Genomic DNA, 20,279 nt, shown 5'->3' with positions numbered 1-20,279 from the left:
CTCGCCGTTAACCCCGCAACGGACTTTACATGTTGTTACCGTCGCGCAGCGGACGAGCGGGCGAGCATTCCGTATACTGCCGCGCAACTGCCTTCCTCTCGTTTAATTCGCCGTGCCCGGCGCAACGGCAAAGCCAACTCCACCGTGATGCCCATCCTTTCTACCCGGTCCGCCCTCATCGCCGCGCTTGTCGCTGCGGCCAGTCTTTCGTTGTCCGCATGCGTTGCTACGGGATACGCGCCGTACGGCGCGCAGCAAGGCTACCAGAGCCAGTATGCTGCGCCCGCGCCCAGCCAGCCCGTGTACGCACAACCGGGCACCGTTGGGCAACCCGTCTACGAGGCGCCCCCCGCGCCGCAGCCGCCGCGTGACACGCAAAACATCGGCCAGTACGGTTCGCAATACAACTCGCAACACGGCAATCAATATGGCACGCAGTACGGCACGCAGTACGGCACGATCGCGGGCATCCACGCCCTGAGTAGCGCCACGGGTGCTTCGGGCATTGCCGGCACCGTGGTCGGCGCGCTGGTTGGCGGCGTCCTCGGTAATCAGGTTGGAGGGGGACACGGTCGCGATGCAGCGACCGTCATCGGTGCGCTCGGCGGAGCCTACGCAGGCAACCAGATTGGCCAGCAGATGGGTCAGCCCACGGGATTCCAGATCGACGTGCGCATGAGCGACGGCTCGACGCGAGCGTTCAACGTGCCGACGCCGGGCGACCTGCGCCCGGGCGATCGTGTACAGGTCAACGGCAGCCAGCTCGCGCGCTATTGATTGCGGACGCGGTCGTCTCGCCTCACGAATCGCATTTTCATGTGCATCTCGACGGACTCATGGGGGACAGGAGATTCGATCGTATGGCGTCTCACGAACATCATGAGGATGACTAAGGGAAGGTGGTTTGCCTGCTTTTGCGAAAACGTGTTGCAACGGTCCGCGAGATTTCAGTGGCGTCAGCGCTGCCTTTTGGCCGCTGATAAATAGTTATTTCACGTACTTGCGGCGTGCCCGTGCCCATCGCACGGGCGATTGCGCGAAGCCTGGAAAAATCGCCCGGATCGAGTATCCGGGCACGCCAAATGCGCCGCCTCTTTCGGAAGTTAATCCTCTCTCACCGACTGGCATGTGAATCCATGGCGCTATCATTCCGCCACATGGGCGTCCTGGGAATCTGCGCATTATTCACCGCTTGCGGACAGATTGCGCCGAGGCATGCTGCGTGTCAGGCTGATTCCTGTCATATGCGGCGCGAGATCGTGCAGTCGGGCGAGGCGTCATGGTATGCGGAGAAGTTCGAGGGCCGACTGACCGCAAGCGGAGAACGCTTCGACGCCGGGGCACTCACTGCTGCCCATCGAACCTTACCGCTCGGCAGCCATGTGCGCGTCAGGTCGTTGGCAACCGGAAAATCGGTTGTCGTGCGCATCAACGATCGCGGCCCCTACGTCAAAAAACGCATTATCGATCTCTCCTATGCCGCGGCGAAGGCCTTGGGTTTGACAGACGCACGGTCGATGCAAGTGCAGATCGAACGCGTGGAAAGCAATGAGAACACGCACGCGGACCCGGACGACGCCGGAGTCTTGACAACAGGAAGGTGACAGTTGTCTTCTGGCCCGAGCCTGCGGGACGCGCCCAATCTTATCTATGCGCTTAGCGCGCATTCCTGGTTGCGTTTCCGCTGAAAACCGGTGCGGCGAACTGTGCGCCGGTCGGGCGACAGCTCCGCATTGCCTGGTATTTGATCTCCCCAGTCTTGACTCAGGTCAAACGTGATAGAGCGTCTGAGCGCAGCATTTCGAACAAGAAAAGACGCAGAAACGCGGTCAGACTGGAGACCCATCATGGAAATTTCATTTCGCGACCTGATGACCGTCCTGCACGGCATGGGCTTCGGGGCGCTTTTCATGCTCGCGTTTTCCGGCGCGATTGCCGAGCTTTACCGCATGACTGCGCCGGGTGGCCCGTCGGTGCCGTCGCCGAGGGAGCACAGGCTGCTGATGGTGTACCTGGTCGCAATGGTGGTGCTCGCCTGGGCGGCTGTCTTCTCGGGCGCATACATTGTTTACCCGTGGTATCGGGCGGTGCCGCCGGCAGGCCTGGCCGACCTGTCGAGCTACCCAAAGAGCCTTCTGATGTCGAGTCGCGACACGTCCGGCTGGCACAGCCTCGGAATGGAATGGAAGGAGCATGTGGCCTGGCTCGCCCCGATCTCCATCACGATGGTGGCGTATGTATTCGGGAAATACGGTCCCGCTCTCGCCAGGCTGCGGCAGATCCGCCACGCTGTCCTTGCATTTACGGTCGTTGCCTTCATCGCGACAGGCGTAGCGGGGGCGTTCGGCGCCTTCCTGAACAAATACGCGCCCGTGCGCGGCGGCACCGCGATCCACCTCATGACGGGAGAGTGAACATGAACGCCCCACAGACCCGCAACAGCTCGCCCTCGACCGCAGACGCGGGACTGGTTCGCGAATCGCTCGCGCCTGAAAAGACGGCCGGGGCAAAACGCGCGGCACAGTCCGGTAGCGCGGAGACGATTGCGAATGGACCGGCGGCCGCCGCGATCCTCGCGGCGGGCATTGGATGCTTTGCCGTCGGCCTGTTCGCGCTCGCCGGCGATGCATTTCCGGCGGCTGCCAGGTTCTTCACGTTCTACAAGCCGACGGGCGCGCTTTCAGGCGTCACGACGAGCGCCATCGTCGTGTGGCTGCTATCGTGGTTCGCGCTCTCGCGTCAGTGGGGCACGAAATCGGTGGCGCTCGGATGGGTCATTCTGGTCTCGTCGGTCCTGCTGGCGTTAAGCTTGATGCTTACCTTCCCGCCATTCATGGATCTGCTGCAAGGCAAGTAGCGTCTCTCGGCACGCCGGCGAAATCAGGAGGACAAGCGTGATAGGCGATCCTGCCGTGTGCCCGCTGCACGGGCCAACGACCATCGTCGGTACGAACGCATACGGGTTTCCGGTGTACGCGTGTTGCTGCGACGACATCCCTTATTCCACGCCCCCGGACGCCTGTACGCGGGAGCCGGCGCCGCCTGGTGACGAACCGGCGCAGCCGCGTCGGCAACCTTCGAAAGACGAGGAACGACGCTAACGACCAGCGTGTCCTGGTACCCGATTCAGCGGCCTGCACGCCGGAGTCACAGACATGAATCCCATCGCCCCCAAAATGATCATCGTTGGCGCCGGTATCGCCGGCCTCTGCGCCGCGGTCTATGCGCGCAAGTGCGGGTATGCCGTCACCGTGCTCGAGCAGCACGAACGTCCCGGCGGGCTCGCCACCAGCTGGCGGCGCGGCGCCTATACCTTCGAGGCTTGTCTGCACTGGCTGCTGGGCTCGAATCCGCGCGACCCCATGCATGCGTTATGGCGCGAAGTGTTCGACATCGACCGCCTGCAATTCGTCTATCCGGAAGAATGGATGCGCGTAGAAGGCGAACGCGGCGAGCAACTCTCTATCTACCCTGATCTCGAAAGGCTCGAAGCCGAGCTGCTACGGCACGCGCCGCACGACGAAGCGCAGATCCGGCAGTTCGTGCATGCCGTGCGCAGCCTGAGTCACTGCCCGCTGCCATCGTTGAGCCGTGCATGGCGAGAGCGCATCAGGACAGGGCTGCAATTGCTTCCCCACATGCCGCTTCTGCAAAACCTCTCGCATATCACCTCCGAAGCTTATGGCAAGCGGTTCAACGACCCGTTGCTGCGAGGCTTCTTTGGCGAAGGAGAAAATGCGCAGCTCGCAGTGCTCGCGCTCGTCTTCGCGCTCGCGTGGGTCAGCAACCGCAACGCGGGCTATCCGATTGGCGGCTCGCAGGCGGTGATCGGCGCGATTGCGCAGAACCTGCAGCACCTTGGCGGCGTGTTGCGCACAGGCGCGAGCGTCGAGCGCGTTCTCGTGGAAAACGACAGGACAGTGGGCGTGCAACTCGGCGACGGCGAGCGCATCGAGGCCGATTGGGTCGTCTCGGCCGCCGACGGACACACGATCATTTACGATCTGCTCGACGGGCGGTATGTCGGCGAGCGCATGGCGCACGTCTATCGCACGTACAAGCCTTTCCCCTCGTTCCTGCAGGTGAGCCTCGGTGTGGCGCGCGATTTTTCGCAGCAGTGCGGATACATGACCCGTCTGCTCGAAAAGCCGTTCACGGTCGATCCGCAAACGGCGCTGAATCAGATTGCCTTCCGGTTGTTCAACTACGATCCGACGTTCGCGCCTCCTGGCAAGACCGCCGTAACGTGCACGCTGCCGACGCGCAATGTGGAGTACTGGTCGCATTTGAGCGAACGCGATCCGCAGGAATACGAAGCGGAAAAGCAACGCGTGGCGAACGGCGTGATCGGGATATTCAACGCGTGCATACCCGGCGTGGGCGATGCGATAGAAGTGGTCGATGTTGCGACGCCCGCCACCGTGGTTCGCTGCACACGCAATTGGCACGGCAGCATGGAAGGGTGGTTGCTCACGCCTCAGACGGGCTTAAGGCCGTTGCCGCTCACGCTGCCGGGCTTGCAGCGATTCCTGATGGTCGGCCAGTGGGTCATGCCCGGCGGAGGTTTGCCGTCGGGCCTGATTACCGCGCGGCGCGCGGTGCGCCGCATGTGCCGGCAGGATGGCATTGCCTTCGCGCCGGACAGTCACCAGAAGTCGCCGAACGCGGCCGATGGCTTTCCGGCCTGATGTGCCCGACGCGCCTTCCGGCTGCGCAGCGCCGCGAGGGCGGTAACGGTGCCCAGGGCTTCATCCAGTACGACACCGAATATGGCTTGGCCAATACCTTTGCCTTGACTCTAAAACGACCGTATCGCATCCCGCAGCAACCCTGCTGTGAGGTATGCCATCAATAGCGCGATAGCGGCGTCGAGCCAGCGCCAGACCTTCGGATATTTGAAGACGCCTGTGAGTTTCCGGGCACCCGTGGCGAGGATCATGAACCAGATACATGATGCCGACATCGTGCCGATGAAAAAGGATGGGCGCGCTGCGACTGGCGTTGCCGCTCCTGTCGAGCCAATGAGGACGATGGTATCCAACCATGCGTAGGGGTTGGCAAAACTGAGCATGAGCGTGGTATTCAACAGGCTTCGGTGGATATTGGGAGCGCCGTCAACTCCGTTGGGCGTGGACGTGTTTCTGATGCAGGCCAGCATGCGCTGTCCGCCAAACCAGACCAGGTATGCGGCCCCGGCGAGCAGCATCGCTGATACGACCCGAGGGTGGCTGTCGAGCAGAACCCCGACGCCGGCCGCGCCGATTGCGATGAGTACGGCATCGGCGATAACGCAGATGGCGACTACACCCCATAGAGAGCCGCCACTGGCCCCTTGGCGTAGGACCAGGGCATCTTTTGGGCCAGGGGCGGAAAACAGTACTATCCCCAACAAGAACCCGTCGAAGAACTGCGACGTAACGGGAGTGATCATTGCACGCCCGGTAGTGCCGGATATGTTCGAGGAGCGATGGGCCGGTTGCCGAATCGGGTGTGGTGAACATTCATCGACCTGGACAGGTCGACACGCTTTTTCCTGCAAAATCCGATGAGCTCTTCTGCTCCATCTGGGTTCGCGAAGTAAATGAGCGAGCTGCGCTGGCGGGGCCGACCGGGATTCAGGACTGCGTGGTAGGTCGCAGGAATCGCGCAATCGGACAGTTGAGTGAGTAGTGAGCCGGATAGAACGGCGAGTTCGTTTTCAAGCAACCGCACAGGCTTCGTGTCGGCATGAGCATATTCCGATCCGAATGGGAGAAATCCGTCGGTCTCGTCATCGAAGCGATAACTCCGCTTCGTTTCTTCGGGTATCGCTGGGAAGCCGTCGATCAGCGATGCGTAACTCTCCATCATCGCCATGGTCATCGAGATGGTTCCAGATCCCGTTCTGGCAATTGCTTCAGCGCAGCTTTGAATATCGGACATCACTGTCTCCAGTTCACGTTGGTTTGCATTGCGGCCAACCGTGCTCTCAGTAATTTTGTTGCTCACCCATCTAACGAGCGAGCATGCTCTGTGATTGACGCCCCTGGCCGTGGTGGTCGCCATCAGCCTATTCTCGGGACTTTGCGGTTTGTAGCGACGATCAAACTGTCCTTCCTGGTGTACGATCGCGTAGCCACCTGCAGGCCGATGGGGAAAGCGAATGCAAGTGAGGAAAGAGACGCTGCGAGCGTTGATCGCACGTCGTGGCCGCGAACTCGGTAAATCGATGACGGCGATTGCCAGGGAGGCGGGTTTGTCGAGAACGTATCTGTACGGGCTTTCAGGCGGAATCGCTCAAGACCCCTCAGTACGGACGTTGGTGAAACTGGCCAGGGCGATACAGGTATCGCCATTGCTGCTGTTCCGCTACTACGCTGATCTCAGTGGAGCGCCAGCAACGGGAGCACCCGTGGCGCCTACGAACAGGGCGGTAGGCCTTCACGACCCGGAAGATGTTGCCGTCTTCAATGCCGATGTCACGACGCCAGATCAAACGGTAGTCCTGCCGGGAGAGGTGTTTCAAAAGGTATGGGAGATACAGAACCTCGGTACACGCCCGTGGCTGGGTCGTCGCCTCGTGCGTGTCGATGGTGAGTACGTGATGGCGCGGCGGACCCGAAACAATACCGGGCTAGAGGTCGTTCTGGATGCGCACCTGTCGAGTCTGCACAGGGAAATTGCAATTCCCGACACGCAACCGGGGCAACCCATACGTCTGTCGGTCGACTTCGCTGCGCCAAATGAAAACTGCACGGTTGCCTCAATCTGGCGAATCGAGGACCGCGAAGGGCATCCGTGCTTTGGTCCATCGTTCATCCTGCATGTAGTCGTGACAGTCATGGCTCGATAGGCCAGATATCGGCGATAGACCGAGCTTTCCGGACTATCGTTGTTCGAGCGCATCCGGAACAGTGTGCGGAGACTCGACTGCGCTGCCAGCTTGCATGGGACCAGCCCGTCGAGCACCGTCTTGTGGCGGTGCCATCGCGCGAGCCAGAGGGAAATTTCCGGACAGTCGCGTTTGATGCATCTCATTCACCATGGCGCGGTCGGCGGCGGCATCAGCAGCCCAGGACCGGGACCGGGATGTTCATCGTCTTGCCGAAAGACGCCAGCAAACCGTCACGCATCAGCTTGCAAACCATCAACGTAAGCAGCACTCGTGCGGCGAGAGCAGGATTGCGCATGCAGGCATCCACCTGTTCGCTTTTCCCGTGTCCAAGCACGCACCACAGGCAGAGATGTTCGCAATTGTTGGTGAGCAACCGGTAGTTTTTCTCGCCGAGCCGCGATGCCGCGCGGCGAGCGACCTCGAGTCCCGCGTACCGCGCGTGCGGGTGCTGAACGACCTCGAAGCCGAAGCCCGCAGCAAAAAGCTCGATGGAGACGACCTCGACCGGGCCGCTGCCAAGGCCGCGCGAAAGGCCGGCGTAGTGAATGACGCGGCCGTTCCCGACGTAGATGCCGTGATGCCGATAACCGGGCCGCTGCGTGGCGAGGTGGGCGCCGACTGACACATCGCGTGTACACACGACATCTGCACTACCGGCTTGTGCGTGCTGGCTCATGACTCGCTCCAGAACCAGCAGCGGCTCCTGACCTGGCCGGGACAGCGTCCCGGATATGCATTTGCTCGCCGCTGAACATCTGACACCTTCGCTTTCGCCACGCCTGAAGTATTGGTTTTGACGCACGCGGTAACAATCAGCCCCGGCTGAGATTGATGTCCGATCTCTGCTTTGCATGTCGGAAAACTCCGACACCGTGAAGGAAAACGGCTGATGTCGAATTGCGATGCGAGCAGATGCGAGCACTGCGGGACGGAACGGAGCCCGACGCCGCGTAGTTGATGCAGATCAGCCGGCGCGATGCAGCCCGTGCCAGGCTCGTCTCGATGGTCCACCAGGGACCGATTCGACGGAGACGACGATGAAGACCGATTTGCAGCTCAAGCACGATGTGGAAGCCGAACTGGAGTGGGAACCGGCGGTGACCGCTTCGCGAATTGGCGTCGAGGTGAGAGACGGCGTGGTGACGCTTGCGGGACATCTCGCGAGCCTTGCCGAGAAGATGGCCGCCGAACAGGCCACGCGCCGCGTGGGCGGCGTGCGCGCACTGGTGGTCGAGCTGGAGGTGCGCCTGCCCGGCGAGGACGTTCGCACCGACGAGGACATCGCGCACATCGCGCGTTCCGTTTTGCGCTGGACAGCCGGGCTGAGCGAGGACGCGGTGCAGGTGCAGGTCGAGCACGGCCACGTGGTGCTCAGGGGCACGGTCGAATGGCCGTGGCAGAGTCAAACCGCCGTGCGCGCCATTGCGCAGTTGCGCGGCGTCGCGGACGTGACGGATCACATCGACATCCGCAATACGATGGCGCCGGAAAAGATCAGCAAGGACATTCTCGAAGCCATGCGGCGACATGCGGACCGCGAGGCCCGGCATATTCAGGTCACCGTGAACGAGGGGACGGTCCGGCTCTCGGGCAAGGTCCACTCCGTTGCGGAACGCTCCGTGGCGCGAGGCGCGGCGTGGGCGGCACCGGGCGTGCGCGCCGTGGTGGACGATCTGATCGTGGAGTGATGCGGCGGTCGCCGCGTGAAACGTGCGCCGTTTGGCATGCGTAGCTGGCGGCGCTATCGCGAGGTGGCGCGCAAAGGCATGGCTTGATGCGCGGCCGCGGGGAAAACGAACTCGACGTTCGTGCCTTGACGCGCATTCACGTGCACGACGCGGGTCTGCTTCGTTCCCGCCGCATACGCCGCGACCTGGTACCTGCCCATGGGCAAGGAGACGTAAAGGAACGGTCCGAGCGTGCTCGTATTGAGGACCGAAGCGCCGGAGGGCCCGACGATCTCGACAGCCACGTCAGAAAGGAACTGGCCTCCCTGGGTGAGGAAAGTCATGCGCAGGCTGTACTGGCTGGCGACGCTGCGCATCGCCGCGACTTCGTCGCTGCCCACGCCGCCGGTGATGTAGGCGACACCGTTACGGACGGTCCGCGTCGCGGCGTTCTCCGTTGGCGTCGCGACGGTCTGCGCCGAACCTACGCTGGCGTCGAGACTCGTTGCCGCGATCAGAACGGCGATCAGCGTAAGGCGGCAGGCGGTTTTCATGGATCTCTCCTTGCTTGAGCGGCCGGTAATGCCACGGCAAGAGCATCCCGCTCCCCGCGGCGCTGCGTCTGATGCAAGTCAAGCCGGTTTTCATTTGATGCAAGTCAATGGGAAGACGCCATCCGATCGGATGATGTGCGTCAGGCAGGGCAATGCGGCGCGGGATGGCCCGCGAGTCAGGAGGCAGGGCATGTACGAGAAGATTCTGATTGCGTTCGATGGGAGCGAGACCTCGAAACTGGCGCTCGCCGAGGCGTTGCGCATTGCGCGGCTGACGGGCGGCCAGCTCTGTGTTGCGCATGTAATCGACGTCGTGGCGCCGTTCGGCATGGGGCTCACCTACGTTCCCGCGGATTTGCTCGCGTCGTATCGCGAAGAGGCCAAGGAACGCCTGAAGGCGGCGCGCTCCGAAGCGCAGGCCGCGGGCGTGAAGTGCGAGACGGAACTGCTCGAAGTGGCAGGCATCACCCAAAGCGTTGCGCACTGTCTGCAAGGCTGCGCATCGCGCTTCGGTGCGCAACTCGTCGTGCTCGGCACGCATGGCCGGCGCGGCGTGAGGCGGGCCATCATTGGCAGCGTGGCGGAGGAATTCGTGCGCAACGCGGATTGTCCGGTGCTGCTCGTGCGTGGCGAGCCCGCCTGAGTGCGGCCAGCCGGAATCATTGAACGCACTTCATGAGCGGAGCATTCCATGGAAAACGCTTCCTCGGCCGTCGTCTCGCTCGCGCAGGTCACGCGCGCCGATCTCGCGCGCGTGGGCGGCAAGAACGCGTCGCTCGGCGAACTGATCGCCAACCTCGCGCCCCACGGCGTCAAGGTGCCGCCCGGCTTCGCCACCACGGCGCAGGCGTATCGCGACTTCATCGAAGCGAACGGCCTCGACGCGCCGATCGCCGCCGCGCTGGACGATCTCGCGGCCCAACGCAGCACGCTCGAGCAAACGGGCGCACTGATCCGTTCAGCGATCTTGCGCGGCGAATGGCCTGCCGCCATCGCCGATGGCATCCGCAGCGCCTACGCGGACCTTTGCCGGCAGACCGGCAACGAGACGCTGAGCGTGGCCGTGCGTTCGAGCGCAACGGCCGAAGACCTGCCCGAGGCGAGTTTCGCGGGGCAGTTCGAAACGTTTCTGAACATCAGCGGCGCCGCCGCCGTGCTCGACGCGTGCAGGCGTTGCTACGCATCGCTCTATACCGACCGCGCAATCAGCTACCGCCAGGCCAAGGGTTTCGACACGCTCAAGGTCGCCGTGTCGGTGGGCGTGCAGCAGATGGTGCGCGCTGATCTGGGCGGTGCTGGCGTGATGTTTTCGATCGATACCGAAACCGGGTTCGACCGTATCGTGCTGATCAACGCGGCATGGGGCCTGGGGGAGAACGTGGTGCAGGGCGCCGTCGACCCCGACGAGTACGAAGTCTTCAAGCCGTTGCTGAAGGAGGCGTCGCTCACGCCCATCGTCAGCAAGACGCGCGGCGCGAAGGCGGTCAAGATGATCCGCACGCGCAGCCGGACACAGCCGACGAAGAACGTGCGGACTTCGCGCGCCGAACGCATGGCCTGGGTGCTGCGCGATGACGAGATCCTGCATCTGTCGCGCTGGGCGTGTCTCATCGAAGCGCACTACGGCTGCCCGATGGACATGGAGTGGGCGAAGGACGGCGCCACGGGTGAACTGTTCATCGTTCAGGCGCGACCGGAAACCGTGCAGTCGCGCCGCGACGCCGGCGCGCTGAAGACCTGGCGCATCGGCAAGACGGGGCCGAAGCTGCTCTCGGGCGTGAGTGTCGGGGAGGCGATCGGCGCGGGTCAGGTCTGCGTGATCGAGCAGCCCCGCGACATGGCGCGCTTCGTGGACGGCGCGGTGCTGGTCGCGCAGACCACCGACCCGGACTGGGTGCCGATCATGCGGCGCGCTTCCGCGATCGTCACCGATCACGGCGGCCGCACCTCGCACGCGGCGATCGTGAGCCGCGAACTCGGCCTGCCGGCGATCGTCGGAACGGGCAACGCCACGCGCGTGCTGCGCAACCGCCAGGCGGTCACGGTCAGTTGCGCGCAGGGCGAGGAAGGCATGGTGTACGAGGGCATTGCCGAGTTTCACGCTGAAGAGATCGACTTCTCGAACATGCCGCACACGCGCACGGGCATCATGCTCAATCTCGCGAATCCGGCGGCGGCGTTTCGCTGGTGGCGCATTCCGGCCGATGGAGTAGGGCTTGCGAGAATGGAGTTCGTGATCAGCAACCAGATCCGCGTTCACCCGATGGCGCTCGTCCATTTCGACGAGCTGAAGGACGGGGAGGCGAAGCGCACCATCCGCGATCTGACCGTGGGTTACGACGACCGCACCGAGTACTTCGTCGAGCATCTCTCTCGCGCGCTCGGGCGTATCGCGGCCGCGCAGTATCCGCGTCCCGTAATCGTGCGCATGAGCGACTTCAAGACCAACGAATACGCGAACCTCGTGGGCGGCGCAAAGTTCGAGCCGAAGGAAGCCAACCCGATGCTCGGCTTTCGCGGCGCGTCGCGCTATTACTCGCCGCTCTACCGCGAAGGCTTCGCGCTCGAATGCCGTGCGATCCGGCGCCTGCGCGATGAAATGGGCTTCACCAATGTCGTCGTGATGATTCCGTTCTGCCGCACGCCGGAGGAGGCCGACCGCGTGCTCGCGGTCATGCGCGAGAACGGCCTCGAACGCGGGCGCCATGGTCTGGAAATCTATGTGATGTGCGAGATTCCCTCCAACGTGGTGCTTGCGCGCGAGTTCGCACAGCGCTTCGACGGGTTTTCGATCGGCAGCAACGATCTCACGCAGCTCACGCTGGGCGTGGACCGCGACTCGGCGCAGCTCGCCGGCCTGTTCGACGAGCAGAGCGAAGCCGTCAAATGGATGGTGCGCCGGGTCATCGCCGAGGCGCATCGCGCCGGGGCCAAGGTCGGCTTGTGCGGCGAGGCGCCCGCGCACCACCCCGAGTTCGCGGCTTTCCTCGTCGAGTGCGGCATCGACTCGATCTCGGTGAGTCCCGACAGCTTCGTCGCCGTCAAGCGGCGCGTCGCGTCCAGCGAGCCCGCGCTCGATGCGGATGCCGGCATGCCCGATGCGTGTCCGGATGCACCGGCTCGCAGCCGCAGCGTGCCAATCTCAACCAGTTAGGAATCCGATTCGAGTCATGAAGACGCGCGCCCGGAGCATGCGATGAAAGCCGATACGCAACTGAAGCAGGACGTCCAGGACGAACTGGCGTTCGACGCCGCGCTGGACGCATCGCACATCCGGGTCGAAGTGGCGAACGGCGTCGTGAGCCTCTGGGGACGGGTGCCTGCGCTTGCACAGACGCATATCGCGGAACGCGCTGCACAGCGGGTGAGCGGCGCGCGTTCGGTCGTCGTGCGGTTGCAGGTCGAACTGCCGGCCACCAACCCGCCCAGTGACGAAGCGCTCGCTGACATGGCGCGCGCGATCCTGCACTGGACGGCAGGCGTGCCGCAACGCGCGGTGGAAGTCGAAGTGGCGAACGGCCACCTTTTCCTGCGCGGGGCCGTCGAATGGGAATGGCAGCGCGAACTGGCGATTCACTCGCTCGTGCGCCTGCGCGGCGTCACGGGCATCACGAGCCGCGTGGAGGCGAGCCGGCGCATGGATCCGCGCAAGATCAGCGAGCGCATCCGCAAGTCGCTCCAGCGCCACGCCGAAGACGAGGTCAGCCACATCCACGTCGAAATGAGCGACGGCGTGGTCACGCTGAAGGGCACGGTCGATTCGGAAGCCGAGCGCGCCGTCGCGCGCGGCGCCGCATGGACGCAGCCTGGCGTGAGCGCGGTCATCGACGAACTCGTGCTGGCGTGATGCCGCCCAGACTCACCGTGCCCATGAGCCACGCTTCGAACGACATGTCTGCGTCCGCCGCGGTTCGCGCGCCGCGTGCAGTCGGGCGCGTGAGCGCGTTGCGCGGCGCGGTGCTGGACGTCGTGTTCGAGAGCGGGCCACTGCCGCCCGTCGAAGACGCGCTGTCGATCGTTCGCGAAGACGGCTCGCGTCTCACCGCGGAGGTCGAGGCGCATCTCGGGCCCACGGCGGTGCGCGCGCTCGCCTTGCAGTCGACGGCGGGATTGCGGCGCGGCGCCCGCGTGGAGGCGCAAGGCGGTCCGCTGGAGGTTCCGGTGGGCGACGCGGTGCTCGGCCGTCTGCTCGACGTGAGCGGCACGGCGCATGACGGCGGCGCGCCGCTCGACGCCGGCGTCCCGCGCCGGCCGATCCACCGCGCGCCGCCGCCGCTCGCGGCGCTGCGTAGTTCGACCGAGATCTTCACCACCGGCCTCAAGGTGATCGATCTGCTCGCGCCGATCGCGCAGGGCGGCAAGGCGGCGATGTTCGGCGGCGCGGGCGTCGGCAAGACCGTGCTCCTGATGGAGCTGATTCACGCGATGGTGGCGCGCTATCAGGGCATCTCGGTGTTCGCGGGCGTGGGCGAGCGGTCGCGCGAGGGCCACGAAATGCTCTCGGAGATGCGCGGCTCGGATGTGCTCGCACGCACGGTGCTGGTGTACGGGCAGATGAACGAGCCGCCGGGCGCGCGCTGGCGCGTGCCGCTCACGGCGCTCACCATCGCCGAGCACTTTCGCGACGAGAAGCACCAGAACGTGTTGCTGATGATCGACAACGTTTTTCGCTTCGTGCAGGCGGGCGCGGAGGTATCGGCATCGCTCGGGCGCATGCCCTCGCGGGTCGGTTACCAGCCGACGCTCGCGAGCGAGGTGGCCGCGTTGCAGGAGCGCATCGTCTCGGTGGGGGAAGCGGCGGTGACGGCCGTCGAGGCTGTCTACGTGCCCGCCGACGACTTCACCGATCCCGCCGTGACGACCATCGCGGCGCACGTGGACAGCATGGTCGTGCTCTCGCGCGCCATGGCCGCCGAGGGCATGTATCCGGCCATCGACCCGATCGCCTCGTCTTCGGTGCTGCTCGATCCGCTCGTGGTGGGCGCGGAGCACGCGGCGGTCGCCATCGAGGTGCGGCGCCTCATCGAGCACCACCGCGAGTTGCAGGACGTGATCGCGCTGCTCGGCGTCGAGGAGCTGGGCGCCGAGGACCGGCTGCTCGTGCATCGCGCGCGCCGCCTGCAGCGCTTTCTCACGCAGCCGTTCGCGGTGACCGAGGCGTTCTCGGGACAAGCGGGCCGCTCGGTCGCGATCGCCGATACGCTGGCGGGCTGCAAGGCGATACTCGCCGGCGAATGCGATGGCTGGCAGGAGCGCTCGCTCTTCATGGTCGGCACGCTCGACGAGGCACGCGAGAAGGAGCGTGCTTCGGCAACGGCGGCCACGCCGGCCGCACTCGCATAGGGGGCGCAAATGGACGCCACGCTGCTCGATCTGACGATCGCCACGCCGCTCGACATCGTGGTGAACCATGAGGCCGCCGGATCGCTGCGCGCCGAGGACGAGAGCGGTTCGTTCGGCATCCGGCCGGGTCACGCGGACTTCATCACGATGCTCGTGCCTTCGGTGGTGCGTTGGCTCGCGGCGGACGGGACGCGCCGGTATTGCGCGGTGGACGGCGGCGTCATGACGGTATCGGCGGGACGCACGGTGGCGCTCGCGTGCCGCGAGGCGATCGTCGGCGATTCGCTCGAGCGGCTGGAGCGCGAAGTCGCCAGCGTACGCGCCGCGCAACTCGACGCCGAGCGGCGCGTGCGCGTGGAGAGCGTGCGGCTGCACGCCCAGGCGGTGCGGCAGATGCTGCGCCATCTGCGCGGCCCGCTCATGCCGGACGGGCAGGCGATGGCGGCGGCCCGGGAGCGAGATCGATGAGCGATCCGTCGCGAGAGTCGAACCACATGGCGCGCGCCGCGCGCGATGCCGCGCAGCGCGAGGCGCGTGGCCGCGCGCAACCCGAGCCTTCGCTCGGCAGCCGGCTCGGACAGATGGGCATACTTGGCTGGACCATCGTGCTGCCCACGCTGGGGGGGCTCGCGATCGGCCACATGCTCGACCGGCTGTTCGGCACGCGTGTGTTCTTCTCGGCGCCGATGCTCATGCTCGGCGCGGCCGCGGGCCTCTGGTTCGCGTGGAAATGGATGCGCCGGCAGGAACGGAGCCATGAGGATGACTGATCATTTGACGCTTTTGAGGTGCGTGGAGGGGCTCGCCGCGGGCACGGCGGCAGGCGCGGCGCATTTCGCGGCGCTGCGCTGGAACGCGCGCTTCTTTGCTGCAGGCCGGATCGGTGTCGCGCTAGGCGCACAGGCCGTGCGCTGCGTGCTGACCGCGCTGCTCCTCTTCGCGCTCGCGCGCACGGGCGTGGCGGCGCTGCTTGCGGGTATGGCGGGGCTCCTGCTCGCGCGCCATGCCGTGCTGCGCCAGGCGGTGCGGATACGATGAAAGCCTCGCCGCTCACCACCACGCCGCTCTGGCACCTCGGTCCGCTCGCGATCACGGCGCCGGTCGTCATCACGTGGGCCATCATGGCCTGCATGGCCGTCGCCGCGGGGCTGCTCACGCGGCGGCTCGCGCTCGTGCCCTCGAAGACGCAGACCGTTCTCGAACTGTTCGTCACCACGCTCGACGCCCAGATTCGCGACACCATCGAAGGCGATCCCGCCCCGTACCGCGCGCTGATCGGCACGCTCTTCGTGTTCGTGCTGGCGGCCAACTGGTCGTCGCTGTTGCCAGGCGTCGAACCGCCGACCGCGCATATCGAAACCGACGCGGCGCTCGCGCTGATCGTGCTCGCGGCGACCGTCTTTCACGGCCTGCGCACGCGCGGCATGCGCGGCTACCTGGCGGCCTTCGCCGAACCGACCTGGGTGATGATCCCCCTGAACGTCGTCGAGCAGCTCACACGCACCTTCTCGCTCGTCGTGCGCCTCTTCGGCAACGTGATGAGCGGCGTGTTCGTGGTCGGTATCGTGCTTTCGCTCGCGGGGCTGCTCGTGCCCATTCCGCTGATGGCGCTCGATCTGCTCACGGGCGCGGTGCAAGCCTACATCTTCGCAGTGCTGGCGATGGTGTTCGTCGGCGCCGCGGCGGGCGGCGAGCGCTCGGGCGCCGGCCATCGCGCACAGGAAAAGCCATGAATCTCATCGAAATCGTCAGCATCGCCGCCGCCGCGCTCGCGGTGTCGTTCGGCGCGATCGGACCCGCGCTCGCGGAAGGCCGCGCGGTCGCCGCCGCGATGGACGCCATCGCGCGCCAGCCCGATTCGGCGGGCACCGTCTCGCGCACGCTGTTCGTCGGCCTCGCGATGATCGAGACGATGGCGATCTATTGCCTCGTGATCGCGCTCCTGCTGCTGTTCGCCAATCCGTTCGTCAAGTAGCGAAGGTCGCGCCATGCATATCGACTGGTCGACGCTCGCGCTGCAGACGGTCAATGCCCTCGTGCTGGTGTGGCTGCTCGCGCGCTTTCTCTTCCGGCCCGTGGCGGAGATCGTCGCGGCGCGCCAGAAAGCCGCGCAGGCGCTGCTTGCCGACGCCGAAGCGAGCCGCCGCGCGGCGCAGGCCGAGCACGACGCCGCGCGCGAAGAAACCGCGCGCCTCGCGGCCTCGCATGACGCGGCGCTGCGGGCGGCCGAAGCAGGCGCCGAAGCACATAAGGCGACACTGCTCATGCAGGCGCGGGCCGAAGCCGCGCAATTGCGTGTGCAAGCCGAAAGCGAGATCGAACGCGAGCGCGCCGCGCGCTCGCGCGACATCGAAGACGATGCGGTGAGACTGGCGGTCGAAATTGCAGGACGCCTTCTCGACCGGATGCCGCCCGAGGTGCGTGTGCAGAGCTTCATCAGCGGCACGGCGCAGGCGTTGGCGAAGCTGCCGCCTGAGACGCGCGACGAATTCGGCGCGCAGGGTTCGCCGCTCGCACTGGCCGCGCCGCGCGAGCTGAGCGATGCCGAACGGCAAGCCTGCGAGGCGGCGTTCAGCGCGGCGCTCGGGCGCGACGTCACGCTGCGGGTGCAGGCCGACCCCACGCTGATCGCCGGGCTCGAACTCACGGGCGCGCACGCGGCGGTGCGCAACCATCTGCGTCACGATCTCGACGTCATCCGCGAGACGCTGCTGGAGCGCGGCGGTGTGCGCGGCTGAGTCCGGGGCGCAGAACTGGCTTTCGCGAGCGCAAGACGCGCTCGCGCGCGTGCAGTTTGCGCCCGAGGCCCAGACCAGCGGCAGCGTGGAACGCATCGCCGACGGCGTTGCCCGCATCTCGGGTCTCGCCGATGTCGCGCTCGACGAAACGGTGCGCTTCGCGAGCGGCGCGACCGGCTACGTGCGCACGCTCGACGCCGATTTCGCGCACGTCGTGCTGCTGGACGGCGCGGCGGCCGTGGAAGCCGGCGAGCGCGTGGAGCGCACCGGCGCCGTGCTTCAGGTGCCCGTTGGCGAGGGGCTGCTCGGGCGTGTGATCGATCCGCTCGGCCGGCCGCTCGACGGCGGCGAGCCGCCCGCCGCCGAGGCGTGGCTGCCGGTGGAGCGCTCAGCGCCCGCCATCGTCGAGCGGGCCGCCGTGAGCGAGCCGCTCGAAACCGGCGTGCTGGTCGTCGACGCGCTATTCGCGATCGGGCGCGGCCAGCGCGAGCTCATCATCGGCGACCGGGCGACGGGCAAGACCTCGCTCGCCGTCGACGCCATCGTCAACCAGCGCGCGAGCGATGTGATCTGCGTATACGTCTCGGTGGGCCAGCGCGCCACGGCGGCGCAGCGCGTGATCGACGCCGTGCGGGCGCGCGGCGCGCCGCAGCGCTGCGTGTTCGTGGTGGCGCCGTCGTCGGCTACGCCCGGCATGCAATGGGTCGCACCGTTCGCGGGCTTCTCGGTCGCCGAGTATTTCCGCGACCGCGGCCAGCACGCCCTCGTCGTGATCGACGACCTTTCGAAGCACGCGGCCACGCATCGCGAGCTGGCGCTGCTCACCGGCGAGCCGCCCGGGCGCGAGGCGTACCCCGGCGACATCTTCTATCTGCACGCGCGGCTCCTGGAGCGCGCGGCGCGGCTGAGCGCGGAACTGGGCGGCGGCTCGCTCACCGCACTGCCGATTGCGCAGACCGAGGCGGGCAATCTCGCGGCCTATATTCCGACCAACCTGATCTCGATCACGGACGGCCAGCTCGTGATGGATGCCGCGCTGTTCGCAGCGAACCAGCGGCCCGCCGTCAACGTGGGCTTGAGCGTGAGCCGCGTGGGCGGCAAGGCGCAGGCCCAGGCGCTGCGCCAGGTGGCGGGGCGGCTGAGGATCGAATACGCGCAGTTCCTGGAGCTGGAGATATTCGCGCGCTTCGGCGGCCTCACCGATGCGCGCGTGAGCGCGCAGATCGCACGTGGCGAGCGTATTCGCGCCTTGCTCGCGCAGCCGCGCTTCAGCCTGCTTGGCGTCGCACAACAAATCGCGTTGCTTGGCGCGCTCGCCGACGGCGAATTCGATGCGTTGCCCGCGCATGCCGTTGCGCAGATTCGCGAGCGGATCGCACAAGTCGGCGCACACGCGAGCGGTAATCGTTCGGATCGCGAATCATTGGCGAGCATTGCCGCGTTGCGCGAGCGGGTGCGCGAATGCATCGGGCGCGGCGGAACCGCCTCAGAGGGGGCGCAATGAGCGGCAAGCTCGGCGAGATCGAAGCGCGGATCGGCGCGACCCATCAACTCGAAGCCGTGGTCGGGGCCATGCGCGCAATCGCGGCGGCGCGCGCGCGCGACGCGCACGCCCGGCTTGCCGGCATCCGTGCTTGCGCGGCGGCGGCCGGGGCCGCGATTGGCGATGTCCTGGCGTTCGATCCTTCGAGCGCATCGACAAGCGCGACGCATGCGGACGAAGGCGCCGAGGTTTGCATCGTCATCGGTGCGGAGCAGGGCTTCGTCGGGGGCCTCAACGACCGGATTGCCGACGAGGCGCTGCGCCGCCCGCTCGCCTGCCCGCGCCACTGGCTGCTGGTCGGCACCCGGCTCGCGAGCGCATGCGCCGAGCGCGGCATGGGCGAGGCATGGTCCGTACCGATGGCGGCGCACCCTGCCGCCGTCCCGCATCTCGCGGCGCGTGTTTCCGATGCGCTCTACGCGAGGCTCGCAGACGGCGAGCGCGCGACACGCGTCACGCTCACGCACGCGCTGCCGGGCGAGTCGCGGCTGCGCATCGTGCAGCGCACGCTCATTCCGTTCGATTTCGCGCGCTTCGAGGTGACGCCGCGCGCCTTGCCACCGCTCGTCAACGTCGCGCCCGCGCGTCTGCTGAGCGGGCTCGTCGGGCTCTATGTGTCGTTCGAGCTATGCGAGGCGCTCATGCTTGCGTTCGCCGCCGAAAACGAGGCCCGCGTGCGCGCCATGCTTGCCGCGCGCACCAACGTGCGACAGCGGCTCGACACGCTTTCTCAACAGTATCGCGCGATGCGCCAGGACGAGATCACCTCGGAAATCGTCGAGCTGACCACGGGACGCGAGTACGCGCAGCGTACGAGGGATTGATCGTCCTGATTGACGTGTGTCAATCGGATGGCGGGGAACGCGCGCACGATGGCCCTGTGCAGCGGTTTTTGAAAGGAGCCACCGCCATGCAGAAACACCTCATCGTGGTCGCGCATCCGGTGGAAGACAGCTTCACCATGAGCGTGACGCGCGCCTACCTGGGCGAGCTGGTCCGCATCGGTCATGACGTCCGTCTTCACGATCTCTACCGCATGGGGTTCGATCCCGTGCTGTCCGCCGAGGAATTGACCGAGGGAAGCGACGTGCACGTGCGCATGGCCGACGTTGTGATCGCGCAGAAAGACGTGCTCGCGGCCGATGTCGTCACGGTCATCTACCCGCTCTGGTGGATGGCGATGCCCGCGATGATGAAGGGCTACATCGACCGCGTGTTCAGCCGCGGCTTCGCCTACGAGACCCAGCCGGACGGCGTGCACGGCTTGCTGTCCGGGCGCCGCGCCGTGGTGGTGACCATTTCGGCCGCCCCGTTGGCCTCGTTCGTGGCAGACGGCCGGTGGCAGGCCATGCAGCTACTGCAGGATACGCACGTGTTCCGCGCATCGGGCTTCGATGTGATCGGGCATCTGCATTTCGACGAAGTCGGCCCGGCAATGCCTGTGGATACCGCCTCCGCCAACCTCGCGCAGGTGCGTCAATTTGTTCGCGGACATTTCGCTTCGGTACCGACGGTGTGAATCCCCGGTGAAACGAAGCTGCGCCGGAACGACATGAGGAG

General features: G+C 66.0%; 24 protein-coding genes. 20 read left to right on the top strand and 4 right to left on the bottom strand.

Going from position 1 to position 20,279, the window contains the following annotated elements; all coding sequences use genetic code 11:
• Positions 1-144: 144 nt before the first annotated feature.
• The 5 genes from BMI01S_RS05450 (at position 145) to BMI01S_RS05430 (ending at position 4,688) form a co-directional block, all read left to right on the top strand.
• On the top strand, positions 145-777 hold the full coding sequence (locus BMI01S_RS05450) for an outer membrane lipoprotein (protein ID WP_028230264.1): 633 nt from the start codon (positions 145-147) through the stop codon (positions 775-777).
• 467 nt (positions 778-1,244) lie between these two features.
• A complete protein-coding gene (locus BMI01S_RS05445; RefSeq protein ID WP_042288551.1) occupies positions 1,245-1,604 on the top strand; it encodes a septal ring lytic transglycosylase RlpA family protein in 360 nt (119 codons plus the stop codon).
• A gap of 243 nt (positions 1,605-1,847) precedes the next feature.
• Positions 1,848-2,414, top strand: coding sequence for a hypothetical protein (locus BMI01S_RS05440; RefSeq protein WP_036019651.1), 567 nt, complete (start codon positions 1,848-1,850; stop codon positions 2,412-2,414).
• Positions 2,415-2,416: 2 nt separating this feature from the next.
• On the top strand, positions 2,417-2,857 hold the full coding sequence (locus BMI01S_RS05435) for a hypothetical protein (RefSeq protein WP_028230266.1): 441 nt from the start codon (positions 2,417-2,419) through the stop codon (positions 2,855-2,857).
• 298 nt (positions 2,858-3,155) lie between these two features.
• Entirely contained in the window at positions 3,156-4,688 is a 1,533-nt protein-coding gene (locus BMI01S_RS05430) for a phytoene desaturase family protein (protein WP_028230267.1), read from the top strand.
• A 110-nt stretch (positions 4,689-4,798) separates the two neighbouring features.
• On the opposite strand, the gene BMI01S_RS05425 is transcribed toward BMI01S_RS05430, so the two are convergent.
• Both BMI01S_RS05425 and BMI01S_RS05420 read right to left on the bottom strand, forming a co-directional pair.
• The gene (locus BMI01S_RS05425) at positions 4,799-5,431 is read right to left on the bottom strand and encodes a LysE/ArgO family amino acid transporter (protein WP_028230268.1); all 633 of its coding nucleotides are present in this window, start codon (positions 5,429-5,431) and stop codon (positions 4,799-4,801) included.
• On the bottom strand, positions 5,428-6,045 hold the full coding sequence (locus BMI01S_RS05420; protein WP_244145293.1) for a hypothetical protein: 618 nt from the start codon (positions 6,043-6,045) through the stop codon (positions 5,428-5,430). The genes BMI01S_RS05425 and BMI01S_RS05420 overlap by 4 nt, the downstream gene beginning before the upstream one ends.
• Before the next feature lie 97 nt (positions 6,046-6,142).
• On the opposite strand from BMI01S_RS05420, the gene BMI01S_RS05415 reads away from it, so the two are divergent.
• Complete coding sequence (locus BMI01S_RS05415; protein WP_028230269.1) at positions 6,143-6,832, top strand: NBR1-Ig-like domain-containing protein; 690 nt, start codon at positions 6,143-6,145, stop codon at positions 6,830-6,832.
• A gap of 211 nt (positions 6,833-7,043) precedes the next feature.
• Here the strand turns inward: BMI01S_RS05415 and BMI01S_RS05410 are convergent, their stop codons facing one another.
• Positions 7,044-7,727, bottom strand: coding sequence for a lecithin retinol acyltransferase family protein (locus tag BMI01S_RS05410; RefSeq protein WP_409372309.1), 684 nt, complete (start codon positions 7,725-7,727; stop codon positions 7,044-7,046).
• 184 nt (positions 7,728-7,911) lie between these two features.
• On the opposite strand from BMI01S_RS05410, the gene BMI01S_RS05405 reads away from it, so the two are divergent.
• Positions 7,912-8,562, top strand: a complete 651-nt coding sequence (locus tag BMI01S_RS05405; protein ID WP_028212989.1) for a BON domain-containing protein — start codon at positions 7,912-7,914, stop codon at positions 8,560-8,562.
• A gap of 53 nt (positions 8,563-8,615) precedes the next feature.
• Here the strand turns inward: BMI01S_RS05405 and BMI01S_RS05400 are convergent, their stop codons facing one another.
• Positions 8,616-9,095, bottom strand: a complete 480-nt coding sequence (locus tag BMI01S_RS05400) for a hypothetical protein (RefSeq protein ID WP_042288546.1) — start codon at positions 9,093-9,095, stop codon at positions 8,616-8,618.
• Between the two features lie 190 nt (positions 9,096-9,285).
• Here BMI01S_RS05400 and BMI01S_RS05395 point away from each other — a divergent pair, with 190 nt between their 5' ends.
• From BMI01S_RS05395 to BMI01S_RS05335, 13 genes are read left to right on the top strand one after another with little or no spacing between them, the layout of a single operon-like run.
• Positions 9,286-9,738 carry a universal stress protein gene (locus BMI01S_RS05395; protein ID WP_028212990.1) on the top strand — a complete coding sequence of 151 codons (453 nt, stop codon included), beginning with the start codon at positions 9,286-9,288 and terminating at the stop codon, positions 9,736-9,738.
• A 48-nt stretch (positions 9,739-9,786) separates the two neighbouring features.
• Positions 9,787-12,249: a phosphoenolpyruvate synthase gene (ppsA, locus tag BMI01S_RS05390; protein ID WP_081723321.1), complete on the top strand. Its 2,463-nt coding sequence runs from the start codon at positions 9,787-9,789 to the stop codon at positions 12,247-12,249.
• 42 nt (positions 12,250-12,291) lie between these two features.
• Entirely contained in the window at positions 12,292-12,942 is a 651-nt protein-coding gene (locus BMI01S_RS05385) for a BON domain-containing protein (RefSeq protein ID WP_028230270.1), read from the top strand.
• Between the two features lie 44 nt (positions 12,943-12,986).
• On the top strand, positions 12,987-14,438 hold the full coding sequence (gene atpD / locus BMI01S_RS05380) for a F0F1 ATP synthase subunit beta (RefSeq protein WP_036044393.1): 1,452 nt from the start codon (positions 12,987-12,989) through the stop codon (positions 14,436-14,438).
• Between the two features lie 9 nt (positions 14,439-14,447).
• Positions 14,448-14,906: a F0F1 ATP synthase subunit epsilon gene (locus BMI01S_RS05375; RefSeq protein ID WP_036044349.1), complete on the top strand. Its 459-nt coding sequence runs from the start codon at positions 14,448-14,450 to the stop codon at positions 14,904-14,906.
• Positions 14,903-15,208 carry an AtpZ/AtpI family protein gene (locus tag BMI01S_RS05370; protein WP_028230272.1) on the top strand — a complete coding sequence of 102 codons (306 nt, stop codon included), beginning with the start codon at positions 14,903-14,905 and terminating at the stop codon, positions 15,206-15,208. Before BMI01S_RS05375 ends, BMI01S_RS05370 begins: the two co-directional genes overlap by 4 nt.
• Entirely contained in the window at positions 15,201-15,476 is a 276-nt protein-coding gene (locus BMI01S_RS05365; protein ID WP_036019654.1) for an N-ATPase subunit AtpR, read from the top strand. The genes BMI01S_RS05370 and BMI01S_RS05365 overlap by 8 nt, the downstream gene beginning before the upstream one ends.
• The gene (locus BMI01S_RS05360; protein WP_028212994.1) at positions 15,473-16,171 is read left to right on the top strand and encodes a F0F1 ATP synthase subunit A; all 699 of its coding nucleotides are present in this window, start codon (positions 15,473-15,475) and stop codon (positions 16,169-16,171) included. The genes BMI01S_RS05365 and BMI01S_RS05360 overlap by 4 nt, the downstream gene beginning before the upstream one ends.
• Complete coding sequence (locus BMI01S_RS05355) at positions 16,168-16,413, top strand: F0F1 ATP synthase subunit C (RefSeq protein WP_017774099.1); 246 nt, start codon at positions 16,168-16,170, stop codon at positions 16,411-16,413. The genes BMI01S_RS05360 and BMI01S_RS05355 overlap by 4 nt, the downstream gene beginning before the upstream one ends.
• Before the next feature lie 13 nt (positions 16,414-16,426).
• Positions 16,427-17,176 carry a F0F1 ATP synthase subunit B family protein gene (locus BMI01S_RS05350; RefSeq protein ID WP_028212995.1) on the top strand — a complete coding sequence of 250 codons (750 nt, stop codon included), beginning with the start codon at positions 16,427-16,429 and terminating at the stop codon, positions 17,174-17,176.
• Positions 17,163-18,680 (top strand): F0F1 ATP synthase subunit alpha, encoded by a 1,518-nt coding sequence (locus BMI01S_RS05345; protein WP_028230273.1) that lies wholly within the window; start codon positions 17,163-17,165, stop codon positions 18,678-18,680. Before BMI01S_RS05350 ends, BMI01S_RS05345 begins: the two co-directional genes overlap by 14 nt.
• Entirely contained in the window at positions 18,677-19,543 is an 867-nt protein-coding gene (locus tag BMI01S_RS05340) for a F0F1 ATP synthase subunit gamma (protein ID WP_028230274.1), read from the top strand. The genes BMI01S_RS05345 and BMI01S_RS05340 overlap by 4 nt, the downstream gene beginning before the upstream one ends.
• Complete coding sequence (locus BMI01S_RS05335; RefSeq protein WP_244145294.1) at positions 19,540-20,238, top strand: NAD(P)H-dependent oxidoreductase; 699 nt, start codon at positions 19,540-19,542, stop codon at positions 20,236-20,238. The genes BMI01S_RS05340 and BMI01S_RS05335 overlap by 4 nt, the downstream gene beginning before the upstream one ends.
• Positions 20,239-20,279 lie beyond the last annotated feature (41 nt).

Origin of the sequence: Paraburkholderia mimosarum LMG 23256 = NBRC 106338 (genome assembly GCF_000739815.1) — a bacterium.
GTDB classification, from domain to species: domain Bacteria; phylum Pseudomonadota; class Gammaproteobacteria; order Burkholderiales; family Burkholderiaceae; genus Paraburkholderia; species Paraburkholderia mimosarum.
This window is presented reverse-complemented; position numbering and strand designations above follow the sequence as displayed.